This window comes from Corynebacterium sp. NML98-0116 (assembly GCF_001767255.1).
Classification (GTDB): domain Bacteria; phylum Actinomycetota; class Actinomycetes; order Mycobacteriales; family Mycobacteriaceae; genus Corynebacterium; species Corynebacterium pseudogenitalium.
Genome location: NZ_CP017639.1, coordinates 1,704,523 through 1,728,181, shown reverse-complemented (window position 1 = coordinate 1,728,181; position 23,659 = coordinate 1,704,523). Strand labels below are relative to the sequence as shown.

Annotated in this window: 24 protein-coding genes, 1 tRNA gene and 4 pseudogenes; 17 read left to right on the top strand and 12 right to left on the bottom strand. The window is 59.6% G+C overall.

What is annotated here, in order from left to right:
• Positions 1 to 171 precede the first annotated feature (171 nt).
• Together BJP05_RS07900 and BJP05_RS07895 are read left to right on the top strand one after the other, a co-directional pair.
• Entirely contained in the window at positions 172 to 3,066 is a 2,895-nt protein-coding gene (locus BJP05_RS07900) for a UPF0182 family protein (protein ID WP_070363566.1), read from the top strand.
• A gap of 134 nt (positions 3,067 to 3,200) precedes the next feature.
• A tRNA-Met gene (locus tag BJP05_RS07895) sits at positions 3,201 to 3,277 on the top strand.
• A gap of 333 nt (positions 3,278 to 3,610) precedes the next feature.
• Here BJP05_RS07895 and BJP05_RS07890 read toward each other — a convergent pair.
• Complete coding sequence (locus BJP05_RS07890; protein ID WP_034664654.1) at positions 3,611 to 4,015, bottom strand: MerR family transcriptional regulator; 405 nt, start codon at positions 4,013 to 4,015, stop codon at positions 3,611 to 3,613.
• 169 nt (positions 4,016 to 4,184) lie between these two features.
• Here BJP05_RS07890 and BJP05_RS07885 point away from each other — a divergent pair, with 169 nt between their 5' ends.
• A complete protein-coding gene (locus tag BJP05_RS07885) occupies positions 4,185 to 5,744 on the top strand; it encodes a SulP family inorganic anion transporter (RefSeq protein WP_034664651.1) in 1,560 nt (519 codons plus the stop codon).
• 169 nt (positions 5,745 to 5,913) lie between these two features.
• On the opposite strand, the gene BJP05_RS07880 is transcribed toward BJP05_RS07885, so the two are convergent.
• Positions 5,914 to 6,390 carry a hypothetical protein gene (locus BJP05_RS07880; protein WP_034664648.1) on the bottom strand — a complete coding sequence of 159 codons (477 nt, stop codon included), beginning with the start codon at positions 6,388 to 6,390 and terminating at the stop codon, positions 5,914 to 5,916.
• 95 nt (positions 6,391 to 6,485) lie between these two features.
• On the opposite strand from BJP05_RS07880, the gene BJP05_RS07875 reads away from it, so the two are divergent.
• The 4 genes and pseudogenes from BJP05_RS07875 (at position 6,486) to BJP05_RS07865 (ending at position 8,977) form a co-directional block, all read left to right on the top strand.
• Complete coding sequence (locus tag BJP05_RS07875) at positions 6,486 to 6,959, top strand: recombinase family protein (protein ID WP_080971500.1); 474 nt, start codon at positions 6,486 to 6,488, stop codon at positions 6,957 to 6,959.
• A 170-nt stretch (positions 6,960 to 7,129) separates the two neighbouring features.
• Positions 7,130 to 8,152, top strand: a pseudogene (locus BJP05_RS07870) (DUF4192 domain-containing protein).
• Positions 8,153 to 8,312: 160 nt separating this feature from the next.
• Positions 8,313 to 8,456, top strand: coding sequence for a hypothetical protein (locus tag BJP05_RS11330; RefSeq protein WP_005291046.1), 144 nt, complete (start codon positions 8,313 to 8,315; stop codon positions 8,454 to 8,456).
• 89 nt (positions 8,457 to 8,545) lie between these two features.
• Positions 8,546 to 8,977, top strand: a complete 432-nt coding sequence (locus BJP05_RS07865) for a single-stranded DNA-binding protein (RefSeq protein WP_042406442.1) — start codon at positions 8,546 to 8,548, stop codon at positions 8,975 to 8,977.
• On the opposite strand, the gene BJP05_RS07860 is transcribed toward BJP05_RS07865, so the two are convergent.
• Positions 8,974 to 9,402, bottom strand: coding sequence for a recombinase family protein (locus tag BJP05_RS07860; protein ID WP_256008564.1), 429 nt, complete (start codon positions 9,400 to 9,402; stop codon positions 8,974 to 8,976). The two genes, BJP05_RS07865 and BJP05_RS07860, sit on opposite strands and share 4 nt — an antisense overlap.
• Before the next feature lie 558 nt (positions 9,403 to 9,960).
• On the opposite strand from BJP05_RS07860, the gene BJP05_RS07855 reads away from it, so the two are divergent.
• Positions 9,961 to 10,314 carry a type IIL restriction-modification enzyme MmeI gene (locus BJP05_RS07855; protein ID WP_016423158.1) on the top strand — a complete coding sequence of 118 codons (354 nt, stop codon included), beginning with the start codon at positions 9,961 to 9,963 and terminating at the stop codon, positions 10,312 to 10,314.
• Between the two features lie 70 nt (positions 10,315 to 10,384).
• Here the strand turns inward: BJP05_RS07855 and erm are convergent, their stop codons facing one another.
• Both erm and BJP05_RS07845 read right to left on the bottom strand, forming a co-directional pair.
• The gene (erm, locus tag BJP05_RS07850) at positions 10,385 to 11,239 is read right to left on the bottom strand and encodes a 23S ribosomal RNA methyltransferase Erm (protein WP_049172293.1); all 855 of its coding nucleotides are present in this window, start codon (positions 11,237 to 11,239) and stop codon (positions 10,385 to 10,387) included.
• Positions 11,240 to 11,588: 349 nt separating this feature from the next.
• Positions 11,589 to 11,822: a recombinase family protein gene (locus tag BJP05_RS07845; protein WP_224784272.1), complete on the bottom strand. Its 234-nt coding sequence runs from the start codon at positions 11,820 to 11,822 to the stop codon at positions 11,589 to 11,591.
• 263 nt (positions 11,823 to 12,085) lie between these two features.
• Here BJP05_RS07845 and BJP05_RS07840 point away from each other — a divergent pair, with 263 nt between their 5' ends.
• From BJP05_RS07840 to BJP05_RS11530, 5 genes are all read left to right on the top strand, one after another.
• The gene (locus BJP05_RS07840; protein ID WP_049172294.1) at positions 12,086 to 12,796 is read left to right on the top strand and encodes an ASCH domain-containing protein; all 711 of its coding nucleotides are present in this window, start codon (positions 12,086 to 12,088) and stop codon (positions 12,794 to 12,796) included.
• Positions 12,797 to 13,069: 273 nt separating this feature from the next.
• Positions 13,070 to 13,459, top strand: a complete 390-nt coding sequence (locus tag BJP05_RS07835) for a helix-turn-helix transcriptional regulator (protein WP_070362924.1) — start codon at positions 13,070 to 13,072, stop codon at positions 13,457 to 13,459.
• Positions 13,449 to 13,574 carry a hypothetical protein gene (locus BJP05_RS11535; protein ID WP_256008562.1) on the top strand — a complete coding sequence of 42 codons (126 nt, stop codon included), beginning with the start codon at positions 13,449 to 13,451 and terminating at the stop codon, positions 13,572 to 13,574. Before BJP05_RS07835 ends, BJP05_RS11535 begins: the two co-directional genes overlap by 11 nt.
• A 42-nt stretch (positions 13,575 to 13,616) precedes the next feature.
• A complete protein-coding gene (locus tag BJP05_RS07830; protein ID WP_240492733.1) occupies positions 13,617 to 14,333 on the top strand; it encodes a permease in 717 nt (238 codons plus the stop codon).
• A gap of 30 nt (positions 14,334 to 14,363) precedes the next feature.
• Complete coding sequence (locus BJP05_RS11530) at positions 14,364 to 14,492, top strand: hypothetical protein (protein ID WP_005285980.1); 129 nt, start codon at positions 14,364 to 14,366, stop codon at positions 14,490 to 14,492.
• A 124-nt stretch (positions 14,493 to 14,616) separates the two neighbouring features.
• Here the strand turns inward: BJP05_RS11530 and BJP05_RS11475 are convergent.
• From BJP05_RS11475 to merA, 7 genes and pseudogenes are all read right to left on the bottom strand, one after another.
• A pseudogene (locus tag BJP05_RS11475) lies at positions 14,617 to 14,841 on the bottom strand (low molecular weight phosphatase family protein); the annotation flags it as partial.
• A 314-nt stretch (positions 14,842 to 15,155) separates the two neighbouring features.
• Positions 15,156 to 15,306 (bottom strand): annotated as a pseudogene (locus BJP05_RS11470) (IS481 family transposase); the annotation flags it as partial.
• A 375-nt stretch (positions 15,307 to 15,681) separates the two neighbouring features.
• Positions 15,682 to 16,638 carry a cytochrome c biogenesis CcdA family protein gene (locus tag BJP05_RS07820; protein ID WP_049172301.1) on the bottom strand — a complete coding sequence of 319 codons (957 nt, stop codon included), beginning with the start codon at positions 16,636 to 16,638 and terminating at the stop codon, positions 15,682 to 15,684.
• The gene (locus BJP05_RS11465) at positions 16,635 to 17,117 is read right to left on the bottom strand and encodes a thioredoxin-like domain-containing protein (protein ID WP_240492732.1); all 483 of its coding nucleotides are present in this window, start codon (positions 17,115 to 17,117) and stop codon (positions 16,635 to 16,637) included. Before BJP05_RS11465 ends, BJP05_RS07820 begins: the two co-directional genes overlap by 4 nt.
• Before the next feature lie 119 nt (positions 17,118 to 17,236).
• Positions 17,237 to 17,560: a hypothetical protein gene (locus tag BJP05_RS07810; RefSeq protein WP_228496498.1), complete on the bottom strand. Its 324-nt coding sequence runs from the start codon at positions 17,558 to 17,560 to the stop codon at positions 17,237 to 17,239.
• Positions 17,561 to 17,578: 18 nt separating this feature from the next.
• Positions 17,579 to 18,232 (bottom strand): organomercurial lyase MerB, encoded by a 654-nt coding sequence (merB, locus tag BJP05_RS07805; RefSeq protein WP_070362923.1) that lies wholly within the window; start codon positions 18,230 to 18,232, stop codon positions 17,579 to 17,581.
• Positions 18,233 to 18,266: 34 nt separating this feature from the next.
• Positions 18,267 to 19,691 carry a mercury(II) reductase gene (gene merA, locus BJP05_RS07800; RefSeq protein WP_070362922.1) on the bottom strand — a complete coding sequence of 475 codons (1,425 nt, stop codon included), beginning with the start codon at positions 19,689 to 19,691 and terminating at the stop codon, positions 18,267 to 18,269.
• A 112-nt stretch (positions 19,692 to 19,803) separates the two neighbouring features.
• Here merA and BJP05_RS07795 point away from each other — a divergent pair, with 112 nt between their 5' ends.
• From BJP05_RS07795 to BJP05_RS07780, 4 genes and pseudogenes are all read left to right on the top strand, one after another.
• Positions 19,804 to 20,193 (top strand): heavy metal-responsive transcriptional regulator, encoded by a 390-nt coding sequence (locus BJP05_RS07795; protein ID WP_004601215.1) that lies wholly within the window; start codon positions 19,804 to 19,806, stop codon positions 20,191 to 20,193.
• Between the two features lie 335 nt (positions 20,194 to 20,528).
• Positions 20,529 to 21,754: pseudogene (locus BJP05_RS07790) on the top strand (adenine-specific methyltransferase EcoRI family protein).
• A gap of 3 nt (positions 21,755 to 21,757) precedes the next feature.
• Positions 21,758 to 22,933: a DUF262 domain-containing protein gene (locus BJP05_RS07785; RefSeq protein WP_070362921.1), complete on the top strand. Its 1,176-nt coding sequence runs from the start codon at positions 21,758 to 21,760 to the stop codon at positions 22,931 to 22,933.
• A 15-nt stretch (positions 22,934 to 22,948) separates the two neighbouring features.
• Positions 22,949 to 23,521, top strand: coding sequence for a recombinase family protein (locus BJP05_RS07780; protein ID WP_070362920.1), 573 nt, complete (start codon positions 22,949 to 22,951; stop codon positions 23,519 to 23,521).
• The last annotated feature ends 138 nt before the right edge of the window (positions 23,522 to 23,659 follow it).

The following is a 23,659-nucleotide window of genomic DNA, read 5'->3' as shown; positions in this document are numbered from 1 at the left end:
TTATTTAATGCTTGTTGGTTGAGCACGGGAACCCTTCTGTCAGTTCAGGCGTTACACTTTTTAAGGTAGAACCTTAATACGCGTACTAAGACTATTTCGAAGGAGCAGGATTTGGCCACCCGCCTCAGCCAACCACAGCCCCACGCGAAGAAACAGAACTCCGGACTTGCCATCACCATTGGTGTCCTCGGTGTATTGCTGTTTTGCATCCCGATCCTGATCGGTCTCTACACCGATTTTCTTTGGTTCGGGGAGCTTGATTTCCGTGGGGTCTTCAACCGCGTCATCGTGGCGCGAGTGGTGTTGTTTGTTATTTTTGCCGCCGTTGGCGCGCTGATCACCTACCTCGCCGCGTGGTTTGCGTGGCGCGGCCGCACAAAAGAAGCCTTGAGCTTTGAAGCCGTTGTCGGCGACACGCGGACCCAGGTCAACTTGCAGCAGGGCGTTCGCACGCTCTTGGTGTGGGTTCCGGTGGTGATCGCGGTCTTCTCCGGCCTGGCAGGGCAGCGCCTGTGGCGCACGTTCATGCTGTGGTTCAACGGGGAATCCTTCGGCGTGAATGATCCGCAGTTTGGCAAGGACCTCGGGTTCTACGCCTTCGCACTGCCGGGTATCACCGCGATTATCGACGGCCTCTCGCTCCTGCTGCTCGTCGCCTTCATCGTTGGCGCGGTGGGCCACTACTTGCTGGGCGGCATCCGCATCGGCAACAAGGTAAGCGGGGTGCCGGGCCACATTTCGACGTCCGCTCGCGTGCAGCTCGCCGTGACCGCGGGCCTGTGGATGGTGCTCAAGGCAGTTAGCTACTGGCTAGAGCGCTACACCCTGCTGTACTCCCAGAACGACATCTTCACGGGTGCGTCCTACACCACGGTCAACGCGTCGCTGCCGGCCAAGGTGATCCTGACGGTCATCGCGGTGCTCGTCGCAGCGGCGTTCTTCGCGTCCGTTGTGTATAAGGACTTCCGCGTTCCTGTGCTGGCCGCGGTGCTGATGCTTGTGTCCTCGCTCGTGGTCGGCGGTGTGTGGCCGGCGCTGCTGGAGCAGTTCTCGGTCAAGCCGAACCGCCAGACGAAGGAAGCCGAGTACATCGCCCGCAACATTGAGGCCACCCGCTACGCGTTCGGCTTGACCGACGAGCAGGTGAAGTACCAGGACAACTGGGGCGCGGAAAAGGTCTCCAACGACAAGGTCGCGGACGACGCCGCCACGATCAGCAACATTCGCCTGCTGGACCCGGAGATCATTTCCCCGACGTTTACCCAGAACCAGCAGCTGCGTAACTTCTACGGCTTCCCGGACCAGCTGGCGATGGACCGTTACGAGGTTGACGGCAAGATGCGCGACTTCGTCGTTGCGGCCCGCGAGATGGACCCGAACGCGCTGCGCGAAAACCAGCGCGACTGGATCAACCGCCACACCGTGTACACCCACGGCAACGGCTTCATTGCAGCGCAGGCGAACCGCGTTGACGAGGCCGCGCAGGACGCAGGCTCCACCCGTGGTGGCCTGCCAATCTTTACTGTCTCGGACTTGCAGTCCAACGCGATCGCTGCTGAGAAGGACCAGGCGGACGAGCTGGGGATCCAGGTCGACGAGCCCCGCGTCTACTACGGCCCGGTGATCGCCTCTGCGAACGACGGCCTGGACTACGCCATCGTCGGCGATAACGGCCAGGGCCCCGTCGAGTACGACACGGACAGCTCTACCTACACCTACCAGGGCGAAGGTGGCGTCAACATCGGCAATTGGGTCAACCGCATCGCGTACTCCGCGAAGTACCAGGAGCTGAAGTTCCTGCTGTCTGACCGTGTTGGCTCCGAGTCGAAGATTCTCTACGACCGTGACCCACGCGAGCGCGTTGAGAAGGTCGCGCCGTGGCTGACCACCGACTCCAAGACCTACCCGGCCGTGATCGACGGCAAGATCAAGTGGATTGTGGACGGCTACACCACGCTGTCCCAGCTGCCGTACGCAACGCGCGAATCGCTGACCGATACGACGCAGGACGCGCTGAACCCAGACGGGACTACGCAGCGCCTGCTGAACAACAACGTCGGCTACATCCGCAACTCCGTCAAGGCGACCGTTGACGCCTACGACGGCACGGTGGACCTCTACGCATTCGACGAGAACGACCCTGTGCTCAAGGCATGGATGGGCGCGTTCCCAGACACCGTGCGCCCGGCAAGCGACATCTCCGATTCGCTGCGCGACCACCTGCGTTACCCGGAGGACCTGTTCAAGGTTCAGCGTGAACTGCTGGCTCGCTACCACGTGAACGACCCAGGCGTGTTCTTCAACAACGACGCCTTCTGGTCCGTGCCGAACGACCCGACCGCGCCGGAAGGCCGCAAGGAGCTCAACCAGCCTCCGTACTACGTCGTCGCCGGTGACCCGGAAACTAACCAGCCTTCCTTCCAGCTGATTACGCCGTTCCGTGGCCTGAACCGTGAGTTCCTTTCCGCGCACATGTCCGTGTCCTCCGACCCGGAGAACTACGGCCAGATCACCGTCCGCGTGCTGCCAACCAACACGCAGACCCAGGGCCCGAAGCAGGCGCAGGACGCCCTGATGTCCTCCGACCAGGTGGCGCGCGACCGCACCCTGTGGCAGGGCACCAACGACCTGAAGAACGGCAACCTGCTCACCCTGCCGGTTGGCGGGGGAGAGATCCTCTACGTGGAGCCGATTTACTCGCAGCGCAAGGACCAGGCATCGGCCTTCCCGAAGCTGCTGCGCGTGCTCGTGTTCTACCGCGGCCAGGTCGGCTATGCGCCGACGATCTCCCAGGCGCTGAAGCAGGTTGGCATTCACTCTGAGGCCGCCCAGGACATCGACATCGTCGACGACAAGGGCAACACGAAGCCAGCCGAGGAAGCACCAGCCGACGGCGAGAAGGCCGAGACCCCAGCACCAGCAGCTGCCGGTAACAAGGACGAGGCGCTGAACAACATCAACGACGCGCTGCGCAACCTGGAAGGCGCACGCAACGGCTCCTTCGAGGAGTACGGCAAGGCGCTCGACGAGCTGGACCGCGCCGTGAAGGAATACCAGAGCATGTAACCCTTCCCGTGTGACAGCCTGAATCCCCTGCGAATCCGCGAGGTGCGCAGGGGATTTGGTGTTTGAAAGAGGTATGCGTATAGTTATCACTCGTTGCCCGTTAAGGCAGCAGGTGAAAATCAAATATCACCCGACGCGGGGTGGAGCAGCTCGGTAGCTCGCTGGGCTCATAACCCAGAGGTCGTAGGTTCGAATCCTGCCCCCGCTACCAACTTCCAAGCCCCTACCAGGAGAAACACTGGTAGGGGCTTTAGTTATTTCTCTTAAGGCGCACGTCCTGGGACTCAAATCGGGACTTTAGCGATGGCATTTTGTCACTTAAGCCGGTTTGGAAGTGATGGGGTTAAGTGACAATTTTCGATGTTGTGACCTTGGATGACTGTGTCGTTTTGAGGAGTCGTCTGCACGGATTTCAGAAGTCCTCTGTACTATCGCCATCCACTCCGGAGAGGCCGCGGGCGTTCGTCCACTTCATCTGGAACGCGATTCGACAGAGCGCATTCAATACGATGGTCTTTTTCTCCCTGCGAAGGATGGGGGCAGTTTAGGGTGCCAGGGTGTTGACCAGATCGAGGAATTCCTCAGCGTAGGCAATTTGCTTGCGTAGCTTTTCGTAGCGGGTGCGCGTCTCCTCACGAATGTCGGCAAGGGTGGCCTTGGCATTACTCCGTGCCTGCTGTGCGGTATCACTTTCCTGCCCGCCATCTGAACTATGAAGAATCTCCGCAGCTTCCAGGAATTCCCGCATCTGATCCAGAGTAAACCCCAGCGGTTTCATCCGTCGCACCAGCAAAACACGACGTACATCAGCCTCACTATAAAGCCTGAACCCACCAGGGCTACGCCCCGATGGGGTAATCAGGCCGACGTTGTCATAATAACGCAAGGTGGGAATCGACAACCCCGTCTGGTCAACGACCTCGCCGATCTTGAAATTACTGTTTTGCATTGCCTGTTCTCCTTCACGGTGATGTTGCCCACGGGTTCCTGTGCCTGGGTTGGCGGTTGAGTAAAACTCCCGCTACCATGACCACCATCACCAAACCTAAAGTTACTAGAGGGTTGGATTCCTTTCGGGCGTTCGCCCAGTTACCTATCCCCTCAAAGATTGGACATCTATGACTGAAACTAGCACGGCGGCCCCCCGCCCCCTCCTGAGTCCAGACGGCGCTGATGCCCCTACCGGGATCATCGCATCCTTCCGTTACGCATTTTCTTCCCCCGCCCGTATCCGTATAGAGATTCTGGCCGGACTGGCGGTATCCCTGGCGCTGATCCCTGAGGCCATTGCCTTTTCCATCCTTGCCGGTGTTGACCCAGCCATGGGTCTGTTTTCCTCGGTAGTCATGGCCATTGCGATCGCCTTTACCGGTGGCCGCCCGGCAATGATCACCGGCGCCACCGGGGCTATTGCCCTAGTCATTGCTCCTGTGGCGCGTGGTTACGGGATGGATTATTTCATCGCCACCGTCCTGTTGGGCGGTGTCCTACAAATCGTGCTCGGCGCCCTCGGTGTGGCGAAACTTCAGCGTTTTATCCCCCGATCGGTGATGCTGGGTTTCGTCAATGCACTGGGCATTATGATTTTCACCGCCCAACTCGAACACCTCATTGATGTGCCTTGGATAGTCTACCCACTCGTCGGCTTGGGTGTGGTGATCATGATTTTCTTCCCCAAGCTCACCAGTGTGATCCCCGCCCCGCTGGTCACGATTATCGTGCTCACCGGTTTGGTCATTGCCGCCGGTTTGACTGTCCCGACGGTCTCGGACATGGGCAAGATGCCGGAGACCTTACCGTCCCTGTTTATTCCGAACGTGCCGTGGACGTTGGAGACCCTGCAGATCATCGCGCCTTATGCCCTGGCCATGGCCGTGGTCGGTCTCATGGAATCGTTGATGACCGCCAAGCTCGTCGATGACATCACCGACACTCATTCCGATAAAACTCGTGAATCCTGGGGACAGGGGGTGGCTAATATTGCCTCCGGTTTCTTCGGCGGCATGGGTGGCTGCGCGATGATCGGTCAAACCATGATCAACGTCCGCGAATCCGGGGCACGTACCCGCCTATCCACCCTGTTAGCCGGTGTGTTCCTGCTGGTCCTGGTCCTGGCACTGGGCGACATCGTTGGCATGATCCCGATGGCTGCGCTGGTGGCAATCATGATCATGGTCTCGGTCGGCACCATCGACTGGCACTCGGTGCATCCACGCACCCTTAAACTCATGCCGGTCTCTGAGACCATTGTTATGGCCGTGACGATTATTGCCACCCTAGCCACCAGCAACCTGGCCATTGGTGTGGTGTTGGGTGTGGTCACCGCGATGATCATGTTCGCCCGTCGGATGGCACATATCGCTTCCATTGAAAAGGTCTCCGAGATCGACGGCGACGGCGATGGCGAGATTGATACTCGTACCTACCGGGTGCATGGCCAGTTGTTTTGGGCATCAAGCAATGACCTGGTTTATCGCTTTGATTACACCGATTCTGCCCGTCATATCACTATTGATCTCACTGAGGCGGAGATCTGGGATGCCTCCACGGTCGCGACCTTTGACGCGATTACGCAGAAGTTCCAGGACAGAGGCAAAACCGTGTCCATTATCGGGCTCGACGGTCCCAGTCAGGACCGGCTGAACCGCCTGTCTGGCCGGCTTGGCACCGGCCACTAACATCCCCCGACTCGAGCACATCGACTTGGCGCCCCAACTTATAACCGGGGCGCCAGTTTATTGGTGCTGTTGCAAAGTTGGGGCATAGGAAGAGCATAAAAGAAGCGTAGCGGTTAACCGCTACGCTGTGTTGTGGGGATTTTTACTTTTTACGGTGCACGTGTTCTAGTTAGTGGTTCGTTTCTTTCCTCGGGTGATTGCGACGGTATTCCTCGACTAAGTGAGCAATACCCGGCGCAGCCTGGGACAACATCCAGGTCATAAGCGCTATAAGAACCCCTATGACGATAAGTGTTAACGCCAACCAGCCCAGTGTTGGGCCGATGCCGTTGGCCTCCTGGACGTGACCCCACAAGGCAGACACGCCGTCGGGTATGCCGAGCATACTTAGCAGCCCGTTCCCCAAGGCTCCGACAGCAACGAGTGCAATAGCAACGAAGAGAACACTGGCTGCAATCCACGAGGCAGACATGCAGGCCTTAATAAAGTTCGTGTTCGACTTTTCCATATCGTCGTTATACTGCTTGCGTTCTGCGCGTATCTCCTCCAGCAGCTTTTCGTTGGACTCCTTCTCCTGGAGCAGAGCGCTGCGAGCCTTCTTAGAGGCTTCTGCTGCCTCGTGCAGGCTCTTAGGCTCTTTCGACATTGCCTCAGATACAGCTACTTCTACCAGCGGTTCCAGGCTAGAAGTCAGGCTCGAAGTCATCTGAGCGTTCAGGCTCTGGCTGCGACCCGAACCACATCTACTCAGACACCATCTCCGGCACCAACTGGCAGCGGCCCGGCCTCGATGACGCGCTGGCGTACATGCGCCCCGACGACACGCTCGTTGTGACACGCCTCGACAGGCTCGGCCGCAGCCTCGCAGACACCGTGAACACCATCGCTGACCTGGCGGAGCGCGACATCAACGTCAAGGTGCTAGAGCCAGCGCTGGACACGTCGAAGCCCACCGACAAGGTGGTTATCAACGTTATGGCAAGTTTGGCCGAGTGGGAACGTGACCTGCTTGTCCAACGCACCCGTGAGGGCGTGGCGCACGCCCGCGCCCAGGGCAGAGTCGCCGGCCCCAAGCCGAAGCTCAGCAACGAGCAGGCGCAGATCGCCAAGGAGCTTATTGAGAGCGGCAAGTCCGTCAGCGCTGTAGCGCGCACCTTCAACGTCTCACGGCCGACGATCTATCGCGCTCTCAAGCGCATCGAAGCCGACGTGTAAGCACAGGCTGCGTCGCTAGCGCCCGCACCCGGTAAGCCCAACATCAGGCTGCGCTAGCGACGCCCGGGCACATAGGCACTGCACTGCTGGGATACGCCTGCGACCGGCAGAGCCGGGCCGAATTCGGGATTGACCATATACACCCCGTATTCGTGCAAAGGAGCACTGCCATGTCCACTCATTCCCACACGCTTGCATCCCACGGTGAGATCCTCGCGAACCTCCCCGGCATCCTCGGCTTCTACCCGAACAACTCGCTGATCCTCGCGTTCTTCGTCGACGACGAGGGTGTCGACACCATCCGCCTCGGCCCGGTCGCGCGGTTCGACCTGGACGAGGCCGTGGAGAAGCTCACCGAGAGCCGCGAGCGGTTCGCAGCGTGGGTCCACCACCTGGAACTCGACGCTGTTATCGCGTACATGATCAGCGATGACATTGCGCAGCCGGTCTTCGACGAGACAGCCACGTATCTCACGAGCGGGGCCGTGCACCTACCGCCGCTGCTCGGGGTGGTGCAGGTACCCGAGATCGTCACCGGGGCTGCCTGATGGTCTGTGTACCAGCATCCGCTCATCGACGAGCCTCGCCACGGCGTTATCGGTGAGGTCGCCGCATCAGCGGCGCTGCGGCAAATGCTAGAGCACACCGGCGAGCTGCCGGAGCCGAGCAAAGACGACATCGAGGCACGGTTGAACAGCACCGATCACGGCATCGACGCTGCCGAGCACGCCGACATCATCGAAGACGCGCTGGCGTATATCCCGCCGATGTTCTCAGACATGCTGCAGCGTGAATACGAGCAGGCGGCGGCAGGGATCACCCAGCCGAGCGCTCGTGCTGTTCGATCGGCGCTGAAATGCTTCACCACGCCGCGCTTGCGGGACACGCTGCTTGCCGCACTGCTCGATGACCCGCAGGCGGGCCTTGCGTTCATAGAGAAGGTTATGCGCGCTGTCCCGACCAGCTGGCCAGGGATGCGGGCGCAGCTCACCGCCACTGTTGCCGTGCTCGCCCACGCCACAGGCCAGCCGGGGCTAGCTGGCGTGGCTGCGCAGCGAGCCACCGAGATCGGGCCGGACGAGAACTTCCCGTCGCTGGTCGCGAAGCTAACCGATATCGGCCAAGGCGAGCGGATGGTCGAGCTTGTCCGTGAGGGCGCCGAGAAGACCCGCACGATCTTGTTTGCCGAGTAACACCGCATACCCCGTTGCAGCGATGCAACGGGGTTTCTTTTTTCTCGTCGGCCGTGGCTTGCGACGACAGACACCTCAACGAGGTAGGGGAGCGACCCCTAGACAGCAGAGCTGTCTCCAACAGACGGATTGACCACCAATCCGAACAAGGAGGCACGTGATGCGCGACTTCATCCACACCGACCTGGAACTGCTCTACCAGCTCGCCGACGGCATCGACGGCGAGGACGCCGATCCGGGCGCAGCACAAGAACTGCGCGACCTAGAGGCGGCAGGCACACCGCTGCCCTGGGCAGTGCTGTAACGGCAGCGCAACCCCCGCAGCAGCAAAGCCGCTGCTTCAACACCCAAATTGCACAGCAATTCACACCCACTCACGTAAGGAGAACCATCATGTCCAACCCCTTCAACAACGGCACCATCGTCGGCAACGCAGCTCGCGCACCGAAGCTGTTCGAGCACGCAAACGGTGGTGCGACGGTGAAGCTCAGCGTCTATGCGCGCAACACCTTCAAGAACAAGGCCACCGGCAAGGTGGAAAGCGAGATCGTGGAGCTGACCGGCTACGTCCAGGACGCTAAGAACCCCGGCGTATTCGGCTGCATCGGCTCCGGCGATCGTGTCGCGGTGAGCTACTCGCTGAAAACCGACGTCTACACCGACAAGGACGGCCAGAAGCAGTACCCGCTGGTCGCACGCATCGACACGGTGCAGCTGATCGATTCCAAGAAGGAGTCCGCTGCGCGCGCAGCCCGTCGCGGAGGCGAGGCAGCGAACGCCGCCCTGGCTGGCGCTGACGCCGACAACGACGAAGCACCGTTCTAACAACGACACCCCGCAGGGAAACCTGCGGGGTTATTTTTTTCAACTATTTCACGGTGTTGATCCAGCTCTTTCACGGCCTTACCCAACTGAACAAAACCCAACAGCCCTAGCATCAGCTTGGCGATCGGGGTGGAGTCTTTTGAGTAGGTCTGTCCCTCCTTGAGGAACTTCACCGACACTCCTTTGCTGACTAGCTCGTCAACAATGGCGTACAGATCCGTCAGTGAACGCGCGCACCGATCCATCGACGTGACGACAAGCTGATCTCCTGCACGGACATATCGCATTGCTTCATCAAGTCCAGGGCGCTCACGCGATCCACCACTGGCCTTATCCGTGTAATAGGTGAAGACCTTCTCTGCCTTGAGTTGTTCAATCTGACGATCAAGGTTCTGATCTTTCGAACTCACCCGGGCATAGCCCACCTTTTGTCCTGAGATCGCCCCCAACTGTTCAGTGATCTCCAGAGGCAGTGACGGTTCTGTTCCGTTAGTCTTGGAACTAACCCTAGCGAACAGGAAGTTTTGTCATTCACAAATTGTTCGCTTGGGGTGTACCCGATTGCGAAGTGGATCTAGCGGGCTCTAACCCGGAGGGGTAGGCGATTCCACATCCTTAAATATAGGGGTGCGGCACGGAGTGTCGTCGATAAATAACCATTTGATGCGCGCGTGCGGAATTAACAACGAAATACCGCTAAAACAGACAACATATGGGGTGCACAGAAACACATATAAGTTCTGCGGAAAACCTATAGGGTGCGTCGCTAAAAACCGCTGTGCGCGAAAAACATAAAGGGTTTACGGACCCGGTCCCAGACCCCTCAATACTCTGAGCCGGAAGAATGGAAAGTGGAAGGTTGATGTATCCCCACTATTTATTTTTTCCGTTTTTCGGAGTACATCGGGAGCTACAACTGCGGACCAGCTCTGTGTGAACTAGATGAGAAGGCGCAGCAGCGAATCATCGACGCTGGACAGTTGGTGCTGCGGGCACGCGAGCGGCACCCCCAGCGGTCACTCGCGGAGCACTACAACCCGTTATCGATGGACCCAATTCTGCTCAAGGCTCACAACAACTTGGACCGGGAAGTCGATAAGGCTTTCGATGTGGCACGCAAACTCACCAACGAGCGCCAGCGCCAGGAGCTACTGTTCGCCAGCTACGGGGAGTTGGCGAGGGGCTATGTCTCCTCGCTTTCATCAAAATCTAAACCACCAGCAGGGTCGTTCCCCGTGCGGGTGATTTTGATCGGTCCCGCTGCTGGGTGTAGAACCCTGTCGCTGGCAACGCCGGGAACTATGACTGTGCCCGACGAGAACACGTCACTGCCATAACGCGGCTCACGGTAGACGAACATGGGTCGTTCACTACTACTGGTGGATTTCGGTTTTGGTGGTGGGGGGATTACCGCCGCCGGCCTCGATTTTTCCGTTGAGGAGGGCGTTGACTACTTCCCGATTGTGAAATGGGCCGATGGCGCGGTGAAGAGGAACCAGTCACCTGGAAGAGATCGATCCAGTCGCTGGTGTGCAATCTGGGAGGTAGGGTTGCGGGGTCGATTCCTCGCGAGCGCAACCATGATTGTGTCTCTGAACGTGATGAAAACAACCCTGCCCTTCGGAGAATTTCCCCTATCCCGCGTCCCCGGGCGGTGAAAACGGTGTGCACCATCGCCTGAAAGGCTTTGCGTTGCTCTATCGGGATCTTCGGGTCACCCACCCGGCGGATCACTAAGATCCCCCCGTCAACGTTTGGCTGTGGCCGGAAAGCAAACCTTGGTACTCGGGAACCAAGGTGAAACGTGAACCATGGGGACCACTGAGCTGTCATCATCGTGCTTGCACCTACCCCGGCCCGGCGGCGAGCGACTTCCCACTGCATGAGGAGTACAGCGTCAGTCCATGCCGGCGCATGCAACAGCTTTCGAAGAATGGCAGTGGTGAGGTGAAAGGGAATGTTTCCCACAATGACGCAGGGAGTGGCGGGTAACGGGAAGTTGAGGAAATCATCATGGACCACTTCGACCGACGCCGAGGCGGTCTTTTTTGTGAGTTTGGCAGCTAGTTTTGCGTCTACCTCAACTGCCGTTATTGCCCTCCCCAAGTGGGATATCGGGTGAGTGAGGGCACCGCTTCCTGGCCCGATCTCAATGATGGGGCCGGAGGTTTGTTTTACAAGATCGACGATGGAGTTGATGATCTTGTGGTCTGTGAGAAAATTTTGGCCATGTTCGTGACGGCCGTATCCGTATGTAGACATCAGGTGTGCTCCGTGGAGTTGAAACGGAGCCGGGCATGGCAAATGGCCGCCCGGCTAAAGGACCGGAGCGGTTTCTAACCTGCGGGAGGGAGAAAACCGCCTTAGCGGCTGGTGGGCGGCCGCATGAAAACGGAACCTGAAATCAACATGGGCCTATCGTATCCAATTAATTTCGCAGGGTCCAATACGGTGAGAAAGAAGACAACCGCACCGCAACAGTGCAAGACCTCTCTGGATTGGAATTTGTCCTACCTTCGGCTCGTCGTACAGACGCCACTGGCGTATTTTGTCTCTGGGCAACGAGGGGGAGTTACCCCCACCTCCGGATGTTTTTAAGGTGCACCCCTTATTACGCTGTGGTGCGGGAGTAGTTTTGTCCGACTGATCGGACTACCCACCGACGTGGGGCGGGTAGTTCGAGGTCCCAGCAGATGATCGCGTCGATTTCGCCGCGTTCAAAGGATGCCACCATGGCGTCGTAGTCGGGGCGAGCCACATTCTTCTTTGACGCGGAAATGGACTGATCGACGTAGTTATGTCCTATGTCCAACGTCCAAGCCACGCTGCTTTGCAATGGCTTCACAGTCCTGACGCTGCCGGTCGATGGTGAGGCCATCCACGTCAGCGTCTCGCGAGATACGAAGGTAAATAGGAGCGCGTGTTGCCAAACGCTTTTAATAAGGCCCTTAGCTAACATTGAACTTAAAACTCGACGCTCTATCCACTCAACGTCCTCGTATGGTCCTGTCTTGCTTTGTAAGCGATTGGTACATCTCAGAAACCCCGGTGTTCACGATCTCTGTCTTCACATAGATAAAGCGCGTTGGCAATTATTACCCTTAAAGAGTGATTACCAACGAACTTCGAAATTTACTGGCCAAAGCAACCACCCATGCACAGCGTTTTCAGGACGGAGAAGACCACACTGTAGCCGCAGCGCTCCTTACCAAATCAGGAAAACACGTACTCGGTTTGAACGCGCACCATTTCCTCGGTGGTCCTTGCGGGGAGATCTCGGCTTTAGCCAACCATGCTGCTAGTTATCCAGAGGACCCAATCCAAGCAGTAGTCGCCGTATACGGACCTACTGGTCAAATTATTCCTCCCTGCGGTAAATGCCGCCAGGTGCTTTTTGATGTTGATCCGTCCATCCGGTGCATCGTGCGCGGAAGCAATGGACTTGAAGCACCTACCGTAGAAGAACTCTTGCCATTCGCATTCAACTGGCGAGATATGGAACAAGAGCAGCGCATCTACATGTGGGAAGGCTACGAGGAATCAATTCGTAGCGGAGAAAAGCAACAAACCATCCGGGTAGATGATCCTTTCCATGAAGGAAGTGCCCAAATTGTCTTCGAGAAAGAATCCGGAGAGGTCGTCACTATCCAGGCACAGGTTACGTCCGTTGCCTCTGCCCAGCGAAGTGAATTGTCGGAAAAGCAAGCTAGAAATGACGGTTTTGGCTCCCTTTCCGAGCTTCAGGAAGCGCTAGATACTCACTATCCCGGATTAGCTGCCGATGACAAAGTCGACATCGTAGAGTTCAAGCTCCAGTAACTCGAACGAGCTCAAAGCGTGCTTGCTTTCTGTAGAAGCAGTAAAAACTACAGCAAAAAGCTGGGGCAATCCATGGCGAACGGTGCAGATTGTGGCGCTTGGGTGTGACTTGTGAGACATGCTCCTCCTGGGGATATGTATTTTCAATCCATTGCCATTGATGGTGTCCCACTTCCTTGAAAGTGAGGCGCTCGGGAAAGGCCGGAAGGGGCCTCTTTCTCGACGTTCAAACCATTGCTTGAAATACAAGTAGTCGCTTGTTAATATCGGGGTGTGCTTACAGAGATTTCCTTATCCATCCCCGCGTCGGATCTCAGTCCCGCCGAGCGGGCCCAGTTACTCGTACCCACCCTGTCCGCGCTGTCGGATGAAAACCGGTTGACGATCCTGCTCGCCTTGGCGGAGAAGTCGATGACCAACCGCCAGCTCCATGAGGCCACCGGGATGAGTCAGGCGTTGGTCAGCCATCATCTGGCTGCCCTACGCAAGGCCGGACTGGTGGACTCGGAGCCGACGGGTCGTGCCACGCTGAATTCGGTGTGTTGTACTCAGCTGGCTGATCCGGTGCGCTGGCTGGCGCACCTGGCGACGTTGACCCCGGAGGGACAACGCGCCTGCTGCACGGACACCTCCCTGAAAAGCGAGGTCGTCGATGCTGATTAACGCGCTCGGCACGTTCACTACCCTCCTGGTCGAACTGCTCCTGCTGTTTCTGGTGATCTCCTATGCGGTCGCGTTGATCAACCGGCGCTTCGGCCCGGAGCGGTTGCAGAGCTGAATGGCTGGTGGAGCGGTTCCCGGTCAGGTCAAGGGACTGGCGTTGGGGGCGATCACTCCGTTTTGTTCCTGTTCGACGATCCCGATGTTTGTCAGCATGCTCAAAGCCGGGGTGGCCTTTCGTACCACCGTGACCTACCTGATCGCTTCGCCGCTGCTCAACCCGGTTATCGTCGGCGGGATCTGGCTGACCCTTTCCTGGCAGGTCGCGATCAGCTACGCGGTGATCATGGTGCTGCTGTCGCTGGGAGCACCCTGGGTCTGGACCGCGCTGGGCATGGAAGACCAGCTGCGCAAGGTCAAGGTCAAGGGCGGGCGCCAGCTGGACGGGACCCCGTGGCGTGGAATCAAACAAGAAACCCCGGCAGCGATCCGTCAGGCATGGGACGATCTTCGCCCCATGCTCCTTCCGATGATCATCGGCGTGGCCATCGGTGCATTCATCTACGGGGTCGTGCCCGAAGACGGCCTGAGATTTATGGCCGGTGAAAACGTCTGGTGGCTGATTCCACTGGCTGCGGCGATCGGTATCCCGCTGTATGTCCGACTGGAGACGATGCTGCCGGTCGCCCTGGCTTTATCGGGTGCCGGGGTGGCCATCGGCCCGATCTTCGCGATGATGATCGGCGGGTCCGGGGCCTCGCCACCGGAAATCTCGATGTTGGCGGCAGTGTTCAAGCCGAAACTGTTGGCCACCTTCGTGATCACCATTCTGCTGGCGGCCATGCTGGCCGGCTACGCGATGACGATCATCCTCTAAACCACGTACCTCTAACGAAAGGAGACCCTCATGGGCTTCAAAGACCTGTTTCACAAGAAGAATACGAACTCCGATTGCTGCAGTGTCGAGATCGTCGCCGACGACGACACCGACACCACCAGTAACCAGGAGGAGGAGCATCCGCAGGCTCAGTCCTAACCTGCCACGCTCCTGGTATCTACCAGCATGTCCGGTTTCAGGCCGACGACGCTGATGATCAGTTCAGGCATCAACGACCCCGCGCGAGTTCGCGCGGGGTCGTTGATGGTGTGAGGTGGGGTGGTCAGTTCTCGAGCAACTCGGCAACGAGCCGGCGTACACGCGTGTCGATGTCGTCACGGACCAGACGCATGCGCTCGATCGCCTCTATCCCCCTCCTGGACGGCTCGTCTGTCACCCACCGTTCGCACGTTCCGTGGGCGTCGTCGGGAAGTTCCAGCTGGGCATCACCTCCCAGGATGATCACGCGGTCAACCTCGCGCAACAGCTGTGGATCCACACCCTTAGGCACGAGTACTGACCGGATGGTGTTCCGAAGCCGTCGTCACAACCCTGGTCACCGGGGCCATCTGTGCCAACGCCTTCTGACTCTGACAGTAATTCTAAAACTGTTCTTTTGAGGTGTACCCCAAAAGCCGCATGTCTCGATTATGCCTCACAAACCCCTACCGAGCACCACCCTGCGACAACTTAGGGCGAGACGCTTTAGTGAGACGGGGAGGAGGCCAATTGCCCCATGAAACGGTCTCACATTCCAGTTCCTGCCGGGTGTCTCATAAAACTTTAGGTTTTCAGGACGCTCCGCGACCGCTAGTGGGCCATATAAGCGAGTCGGGTGTGGTCATCGACAGCGGCATGGACGTGGTCGAACCCGATCGGGTCTTCCGGTCGCGGATCGGTCGTGGACTCGCCAACCGCCGCTGTCGGGGATGCGGCTGAGTTTCTTCACATCGATATGGATGAGCTTGCCTGGCCACCAGCAACGCTCTCGCATGCGTGGTCAAGCGGGCGTTACCGTTGGGCATAGAGGCCTCCTGGCAGTGAAGAACTAGACAGCTCCACTAAGCCAGGAGGCCTAGCTATTTCACAAGACCGAAAGTGCCACCAACGTCACGGTCGAGTACAACTAGTGGGTGTCACTGTGGCTTTCCGAAGTCCACCACACTGACGTTCCCGTCATTGCGGGGGCGGTACAGAGGGCTCCTGACGGATTGCCCGAAGTCCTCTGCACGAATTGACTTCCGGCCTGATGCCGCTGTACCAACCTGTCCTGATAGGCTGGCGCCTCGTTTGCCAGAAGATGGGCAAGGTTCCCTCTCCCCCTTGCTTTTTGGGAGTCCTCGGCCAGCTACGGGATCGTGCCTGGCCGGTCCTCGGTCGAGTTGTTGTCCGGAGTTGGTGTGCAGCAGTCGGGTTCCCCGCTTTGCCCGGGGCCCTCGCCTGTGGGCGGCGTTCCCTGTCTAATGCGCAGTCTCCTGCGCCGGTTGAGGGCGGCCAATGCCGATGCGAGCACCACGGCTGCGGCGAGGGCTGCGATCAGGGTGCTGTTGTCGCTGATCCAGGCGCTGGCGGCGGCTGACCATACGGCGAGGCTGTTGGCCTGTGCGGTTCCGCCGGTGGCGGCGGGATACCAATACCAGCTGAGGTAGGCGCCGGTTATGGTGAGGATGAAGGCGGCGATGCGGTTGCTGTGCTTGGCCAGGCCGGTGATTCTTCGCCCGAGGGCGGCCCCGGCGATGGCCGTGCCTGCCGAAACGAGCATCAGGACAGTGGCCGAGCCTGCGGCGTAGGCGGCGAAGACCGCGAGCAGCCCGGCGTAGCTGGCGACGGCCTGGGCTTGGGCGATCACGGCCAGGAGCACCCCGAGGGTGCAGCCGAGGGATGCTGCGGCGTATCCGATCCCGAAGGCCACCATGCGCCCGGTTTTGCGACCTGCCCCTGCGGCTTCTTGTGTGCGGGGTTTCGTGGCCCAGGCCGGCAGACGGAGCCGTGGTGTGAGTCCGGTGAGCATGGCCAGGCCCAGCAGGAGAAGGATCACCCCGGTGGCCATTCCCAGCCAGGGCGCTGCGCTGATCAGGGTCCTGGCGCCCGCGCTGACGATCAGCCCGAAGGCTGCCAGGGTCCCGGCGAAGCCGAGGCTGAGCGCGAGCCCGGCCCGGAGCCCGTGGGCCAGACGCAGCGCGAGCGGGCGCGTCCGGGCGTCCCCGATGGTCTGGGCTATCCAGGCGGGCAGGAGGGCGAAACCGCAGGGATTGACCGGGGCAATCATTCCAGCGGCGAAGGCCAGGGCAAGCAGGGCTGTCATTGGGCACTGGCCTTGGTGAGTTCTTCTTGGATCTTTTCCGCAGACGGGTCGGTGGCCCGGAAGGTAACGTCGCCCTTCGCGTCGACCACCACCAGGGTGCTTATGGAGGTGACGTTGTACCGGGTGGTCAGTGTGGCCCCGGTGTCGATGACGGCAGGGAGCTCAGGGGCCTTGATGTAATCGCGGAATCCGTTGATGGTCTCCTTCGGTTCTCGGGGGTCCACGTCCACCAGGAGGTAGTCGGCCGAGCTTCCCAGGGCCGTGGAGGCCTTGTTCAGGGAATCGGCCCCTTCCACACACTCACCGCATCCGACAGAGAAGAAGAACAGTGCTGCGGGCTTACCGTCCGGGATGGTCCGGGTAGTGCCGTCAATGTCGGAGACCGTAACAGCAACGGCACCGGCCGCGTCGGGCGACGAACCGCCTGGCGCGGCCGACGGGCCGCTCGGTGAGCTGGCGCAGGCGGTTGTCAGTGCCATGACCGCTGCCAGAAACAGGGCGGAGGCGAGGTGCCTGGGCCGGGGAATGGACAGAGAACGGCGGGATCTCGGGTATGTCATGGTGTCTGGTGGTTCCTTCCAGGAATGGGGATGGGGACTCAGGCGGTGCCGTGGTCGGTGCGGTGGTGCTCGGGGGATGCGGGAGGGCAGCAGTCGTCGGTCCTGCGGCGTTTTCGCTGCCTGGTGACGGCGATGATCCCGGCCAGGAGCACCGTGGCGGCCGCGAGTAACACGAGGGGATTTGAGAAGAATCCGGCGATCGCGCCGAGGGCTCCGGCGGCGATGAGGATGGGTCCTGCGCAGCACAGGATCATGGCCGCTGCTATGCCGATTCCTGCGGCCAGTGTGTGGTATCGCCCGGGGCGACCGGTCTGCCGGACGGGTTGATGGCCGGTGTCTGGCTGTTCTGGGTGTTGGGTCATGTCATGTCCTTTTAAAGCTCAGCAGCAGGAGTCCTGCGCCGCGGGGGCCCGCGTGGCGGCCGCGGCGAGGAGGGCGGCGGCCATGGCGGCACCGGCCCGGTGTGCCGCCTCGATGTCCAGGACTTCGCCGTCGGGATGGGAATCCAACCACGGCTGGGCGTCCTCGCGGGAGGCGAAGTAGTGGACCTGGTTGCAGAACGATGACCGCACCGGCCCCGTGCCCGGGTGGCTGATGATGGACACGACGGCGGTGGCCGGCTGTACGGAGGTCACCGTGCCGTCCGCGCCCGTCATCACCCGGATGAGGGTCCCGCTACCCGGGGAGGTCGACTCAATGGTTGCGGCCTTCCCGATCAGGGCCGGGAAGAAGAGAGTGTCCAGGGCGCACCAGGTGTAGAGCTGTTCCCCGGCCAGGGTGAAGCGATGCGGGGTGGGCCGCATCGTCAGGGCCAGGCCGATGATGCGGCCCTCGTCGTCGTACTCGGTGTCCGGGACGGCGGCCAGTCCCTGCCGGACCGTGTCTTCGCTCCGGCCACTGGCGGTGGCCAGTTCGGCGACCGTGACGGGCTCGCCCTCGGCCAGGAGCCGCAGCAGCGGCACGAACAATTCCGGGTCTATTCCGGAGCGCGCGGGGGACAACAGATAGGTGAGGGCCTGGTCGGTGGCGGTCATGGCATTCCTTTGCTTCGGTAGTGGGGGCTGCAGCTCAGGCGCAGCAGGAGAGCTTGGAGACGTCGGTGTTGAAGGCCTTGGCGGCGATCCTGATGCCCTCGGCCATCGTCAGGTAGGGGCTCCAGGCGGCGGCGACCTGCGCGGTGGTCATGCCCGCTTCGAGGATGTAGACGCCGGCGGCGGCGATTTCCCCGGCGTCCTTGGCCACCGCGGAGAGGCCCAGGATCCGTCCGGTGTCGCGGTCCGCGACAACCTTGATGAAGCCGCGGGTGTCGCGGTTGACCACGGCTCGCGGCACGTACTCCAGGGGGAGGACCCGGCACTCGCAGCTGATCCCGGCGGCGACAGCTTCCTTTTCCGTCATCCCGACCGCCCCGATGGCGGGACTGGTGAAGGTGACCCGGGGCAGGTGCCGGTAGTCGACCTCGGCCAGGGCATCGGTGAACGCATTGTCCACGGCCAGGGCGCCGTGGGCCGCTGCGACGTAAACGAACTCCCGATGGCCGGTCGCGTCCCCGGCGGCCCAAACCCGCGGGTTGGACGTGGCCAGGCGGGAATCGACCACGATCTCGCCGGATGCGCCGGTCTTCACCCCGACGGCGTCAAGGTCCAGTCCCTCGGTCACCGGGCGGCGGCCCAGTGCCACGAGGATGTGGGAAGCGCGGAACACCTCCTCGCCCCCGGCCACGTTTGCCGTCACCGAGACCCCGTCCGGGCCGGAGGCCACGGAGTCGGCCATGGCCCGCCGGACCACCCGGATCCCCTCGTCGGCGAACACCCCCGCTAACGCCTTGGACGCCTCCGGTTCCTCCTGCGAGGCCAACCGGGAACGGACCAGCATGGTCACCCGGGAGCCCAGCCGGGAGAAAAGCTGTGCCATCTCCAGGGCAACATAGCCTCCGCCCAGGATCAGCATTGATTCGGGCACCTCGTCCAGTTCCATCGCCGTCGTCGAGGTCAGGTACCCGGCCTCGGCCAGTCCGGGAACGGGGGGCACGTAGGGTGCGGAGCCAGTGGCCACGAGGTAGTGCCCGGCCTCGATCGTTCTCACTGCACCATCCGGGGAGATCACCCGGAGCAGCGGTGCGTCCTGGGTTCCGGTGAACGACGCGTCCCCCGAGATCATCGTCCACCCGTAGTCCGCGGCCAGATCGACGTACTTCTCCGTGCGCATGCTTTCAACCAGCGCGGCCTTGCCCTGAATCAGGGCCGGCATGTCCACCGGGCCCGCCGAGGCCGCCACCCCAGGGAAGCGGGCCGAATCCAACGCCACATGGCGGGCCTCCGCGGCAGCCAGGAGCGCCTTCGACGGGACGCAGCCCGTGTTCACGCATGTCCCGCCCACGGTGCCGCGCTCCACCATCACGACGTGCTTGCCCAGCTCGGTGGCCCGGATCGCGGCCGCAAACGCTCCGCCGCCGGAACCAATAATCGCCAGATCGAACTTTTCGTTTGTCATTCCAGATGTCTCTTCCCTGTGGTTCAAAAGCTCCTATGGAACCATTGTGAACCTTCCAGTACAATGGAAGGTCAAGTCAAGTGTGGTGGCCATTGGAAGGGAATCGGCGAACATGAGGATCGGACAGCTTGCGGAAGCAACCGGAACCACGACCAAGACCCTGCGGTTCTACGAGGAGTCGGGGCTGCTCCCTCCGGCCGAGCGATTGGCCTCCGGCTATCGGGACTACGCCGAGGATGCCGTGGGTCGGGTCGGGTTCATCCACCGGGGCCAGGCCGCCGGGCTGACCCTCGCCCAGATCCGCCAGATCCTCGACATCCGCGACGGCGGCCAGGCGCCCTGCGAGCACGTGCGCGACCTGCTTGACGTGCGCCTCGCTGAGATCGAGCAGCAGATCGCGCAGCTCTCCGTGCTGCGCGACACTATCGCGGACCTCAGACAGGACGCCGCACACCCGGACCCTGAAACGTGCAGCACCGATCAAGTGTGTAGGTACTTGTAATCCAATTGGGCACACCTCCTGGACCGCCAAAAGGCTCTCGCAAAAAGATACCGCCAGATTTACAAAATTGAGGAAGAGCTCATCAGCAAAATCGACAAATTGACTGACGTAGTAGTCATCCCTAACGCGTAAGACCTGCACGCTGCTTGTACAAATGATAGTTTCGTGATGACGCTGGGGTGGGTTCCTGCTCCGCAGGCGTCCGAAGGCCCTGGGTCGAGCAATCCCCCCTGCTCCCCGGGGTCTTCCGCTATCTGAGAACCTTGCTTCACCCGGGTTCTCTCATTCTTCACTGCCGGATGAAGACTGAATCAATCTACAAGGTGATGTAGGCAATGGGCGGCAATACTAACTTAGGCACAGCCAAGACTGCCAAGAAGGACGAGTTCTACACGCAGTGGAATGACATTGAAAACGAGATGCAAGCCTATCTCGAATACGACCCCGACGTATTCAGAGGTAAGACAGTTCTGCTGCCGTGTGACGACCCGGGGCAAGTAACTTCACCAAGTACTTTGCACTGAACTTTGAGAAGTTCGGCTTGAAGAAGCTGGTCTCTACGTCTTATGTGCCAGCATCAAACCCAGCCGTGACTGAGAAGGGGCAGATGCTGCTGGACTTCGCACTTGGTGAGGACCAGGACGAGAAGTTCAACGAAGACGACACTTGGCTCCGGGGACGCATTTACGTCATGGAACAGGGCAAGGACCTTAACGATGACGGGCGCCTTAACAAAGAAGACCTCCAGTGGGATTATCTTGAAGGCGACGGCGATTTCCGTTCTGAAGAGGTCACGAAACTCCGCGATGAAGCCGACATCGTTATCACCAACCCACCGTTCTCCCTATTCCGCGAGTTCCTTGCGTGGCTGATTGATGGCGACGTCCAGTTCTCCGTTATCGGGAACATGAACGCAGTTACCTATAAAGAGGTATTCCCGCTTTTCAAAGACAACAAGGTTTGGTACGGCCCCTCAATCTCAAGTGGTGATCGCGAATTTCGTGTACCCGAAAGTTACCCGCTTACCGCTGCAGGTCAGCGTGTGGATGAACAGGGGAATAAATTCGTCCGTGTAAAGGGTGTTAGATGGTTTACCAACATTGAGCATGGACGCCGACATGAACAGCTCGTGCTCATGTCGATGGAGGACAACCTGATCTACGGTTCAAAGACGGTCCGAAACGTGAGGTATCCAAAGTACGACAATTACGACGCGATAGAAGTACCGGAGACCAAAGCAATCCCCAACGATTACAACGACATGATGGGTGTTCCCATCTCGTTCCTCGATAAGTACAGCCCAGACCAGTTTGAAATCCTTGGGATCACGCAGGCATGGGACGATCATTCGGGGTTGAAGCTCAAGAACTATCCAACCCAGATTCAGGTCAGCAAGAACGGCGTTAGATCTCGGGTGGGCAAGCTTAATGACGGTGCCGCCATACCGCATGACACAGAGCCTCAAGACGTGACGTACTACGAGGTCGACGGACAATTCTTTACTAAACCGTATTGCAGAGTTCTTATCCGCCACCGCAACCCCAATGTCAAGGAGTCTTAAGCCATGGAAGCAAAACTCAACCCCCGCAAGACCCGTGACATCGTTGACGGATTCCACTACAACGAACTCGAAGGCAAAGGTCTGTACGGTTTGGCTGGCAACCTCACCATCCAGCCTGAGTACCAGCGCAACTACATCTACAACGACGGTAAGAAAGATGTTGCCGTCATTGACTCGCTGCTCAAGGGCTATCCGCTGGGGCTGATTTACTTCAACCAGCCCAAGCAGGACGAAGACAAGTTCGAGATCCTTGACGGCCAGCAGCGTATTACCTCTATCGGCCGTTTCTTCAAGGACTTGTTCGTCGTCAAAGATACCGACGGCAACGAACAGTACTTCTCGTCGCTGAGTGAGCACCAGCAAGAGCAGATCCTTGAGACTGAGCTGCTTATCTACGACTGCAATGGCACTGAGTCTGAGATCAAGGAGTGGTTCAAGACCATTAACATCGTTGGTGTGCCGCTGACAGCCCAAGAGCTGCGTAACGCCGTGTACTCTGGCCCATTCGTTGATGCTGCTAAGAAGGTCTTTTCCAACTCCGGCTCTGCGGTCATGTCGAAATGGTCGAACTTCGTAAAAGGCGACCCTGCTCGCCAGGAGGTGCTTGAGGTAGCCCTTGACTGGATCGCTCAGCGTGAAGGCACCACCATCGACAGCTACATGGCAAAGCACCGTGAAGACGATAACTGCAACGAACTACAGACTTACTTCACTGCAGTTATCGACTGGGCAGCAAGTGTGTTCAAAATGACAGACACGTCCATGCGAGGCATCGAATGGAACACTCTGTATGAGCAGTACGGCGGCCAGGGCTACAACGCGACTGAGATGACGGCTGCTGCAAAGGAGCTGCTGTCTGACCCGCAAATTCAGTCCAAGAAGGGTATCTACGAGTACCTGCTTGGCGGCAAGACAGACACCAAACTACTTAACGTACGTGTCTTCACTGAAGCGGTGAAGAAGCGCGTCTACAAGCGCCAGACTGATGCTGCAAAACAGAAGGGTGTCTCCAACTGCTCGTATTGCGCTATCGGTCACGATGAGAAGAAAGCAAAGATCTGGGCGCTTAAAGAAATGGACGCTGATCACGTCACTGCGTGGTCCAAGGGTGGATCGACCGAGGAGAGCAACTGTGAGCTGCTCTGCAAGTCGCACAACCGTGCCAAGGGCAACGCTTAAAGTCGGTGATTAACCATGCTCATCGGCTACGCCCGTGTCTCAACGTCCAAGCAGGGGCAGTCACTTGATACCCAGCGCGAGGCGCTCATCGACGCTGGCTGCGACCCGGACCACATCTACTCAGACACCATCTCCGGCACCAACTGGCAGCGACCTGGCCTCGACGATGCTCTCGCATACATGCGCCCCGACGACACGCTCGTTGTTACGCGCCTCGACAGGCTCGGCCGCAGCCTCGCAGATACCGTGAACACCATCGCCGACCTGGCTGCACGCAAAATCAACGTCAAGGTGTTGGAGCCAGCGCTGGACACGTCGAAGCCCACCGACAAAGTGGTTATCAACGTCATGGCCAGCTTGGCTGAGTGGGAGCGTGACCTGCTTGTTCAGCGCACCCGTGAAGGCGTGGCTCACGCCCGTGCGCAGGGCAGGGTAGCCGGGCCGAAGCCCAAGCTCAGCGACGAACAGGCACAAGTCGCAAAAGAACTCATCGATGGTGGTAAGTCCGTGAGTGCAGTGGCGAGGACGTTCAACGTGTCCAGGCCAACGATTTACCGCGCTATTGAGCGTATCGAAGCAGACGCTTAAGCACAGGCTGCGCCGCTAGTGCTTGTGTCCTGCAAGCAAGCACCAGGTGAGCACTAGCGACGCACTGAGCACGCTGGGGTGCTGCCGGGCGGTGGTAACACCGCCCGGCAGAGCCGGGACCAAATACGGGACTGACCT

Bases quoted from the DNA above. Each gene is read 5' to 3' on its own strand.
- BJP05_RS11535 (WP_256008562.1), top strand. From the start codon at position 13,449: ATGCTGATTAACGCGCTCGGCACGTTCACTACCCTCCTGGTCGAACTG.
- merA (WP_070362922.1), bottom strand. From the start codon at position 19,691: ATGACAAACGAAAAGTTCGATCTGGCGATTATTGGTTCCGGCGGCGGA.
- BJP05_RS07865 (WP_042406442.1), top strand. From the start codon at position 8,546: ATGTCCAACCCCTTCAACAACGGCACCATCGTCGGCAACGCAGCTCGC.
- erm (WP_049172293.1), bottom strand. From the start codon at position 11,239: ATGTCTACATACGGATACGGCCGTCACGAACATGGCCAAAATTTTCTC.
- BJP05_RS07795 (WP_004601215.1), top strand. From the start codon at position 19,804: ATGAGGATCGGACAGCTTGCGGAAGCAACCGGAACCACGACCAAGACC.
- BJP05_RS07785 (WP_070362921.1), top strand. From the start codon at position 21,758: ATGGAAGCAAAACTCAACCCCCGCAAGACCCGTGACATCGTTGACGGA.
- BJP05_RS11465 (WP_240492732.1), bottom strand. From the start codon at position 17,117: ATGGCACTGACAACCGCCTGCGCCAGCTCACCGAGCGGCCCGTCGGCC.
- BJP05_RS11530 (WP_005285980.1), top strand. From the start codon at position 14,364: ATGGGCTTCAAAGACCTGTTTCACAAGAAGAATACGAACTCCGATTGC.
- merB (WP_070362923.1), bottom strand. From the start codon at position 18,232: ATGACCGCCACCGACCAGGCCCTCACCTATCTGTTGTCCCCCGCGCGC.
- BJP05_RS07885 (WP_034664651.1), top strand. From the start codon at position 4,185: ATGACTGAAACTAGCACGGCGGCCCCCCGCCCCCTCCTGAGTCCAGAC.
- BJP05_RS07880 (WP_034664648.1), bottom strand. From the start codon at position 6,390: ATGTCGAAAGAGCCTAAGAGCCTGCACGAGGCAGCAGAAGCCTCTAAG.
- BJP05_RS07820 (WP_049172301.1), bottom strand. From the start codon at position 16,638: ATGACAGCCCTGCTTGCCCTGGCCTTCGCCGCTGGAATGATTGCCCCG.
- BJP05_RS07780 (WP_070362920.1), top strand. From the start codon at position 22,949: ATGCTCATCGGCTACGCCCGTGTCTCAACGTCCAAGCAGGGGCAGTCA.
- BJP05_RS11330 (WP_005291046.1), top strand. From the start codon at position 8,313: ATGCGCGACTTCATCCACACCGACCTGGAACTGCTCTACCAGCTCGCC.
- BJP05_RS07810 (WP_228496498.1), bottom strand. From the start codon at position 17,560: ATGACCCAACACCCAGAACAGCCAGACACCGGCCATCAACCCGTCCGG.
- BJP05_RS07890 (WP_034664654.1), bottom strand. From the start codon at position 4,015: ATGCAAAACAGTAATTTCAAGATCGGCGAGGTCGTTGACCAGACGGGG.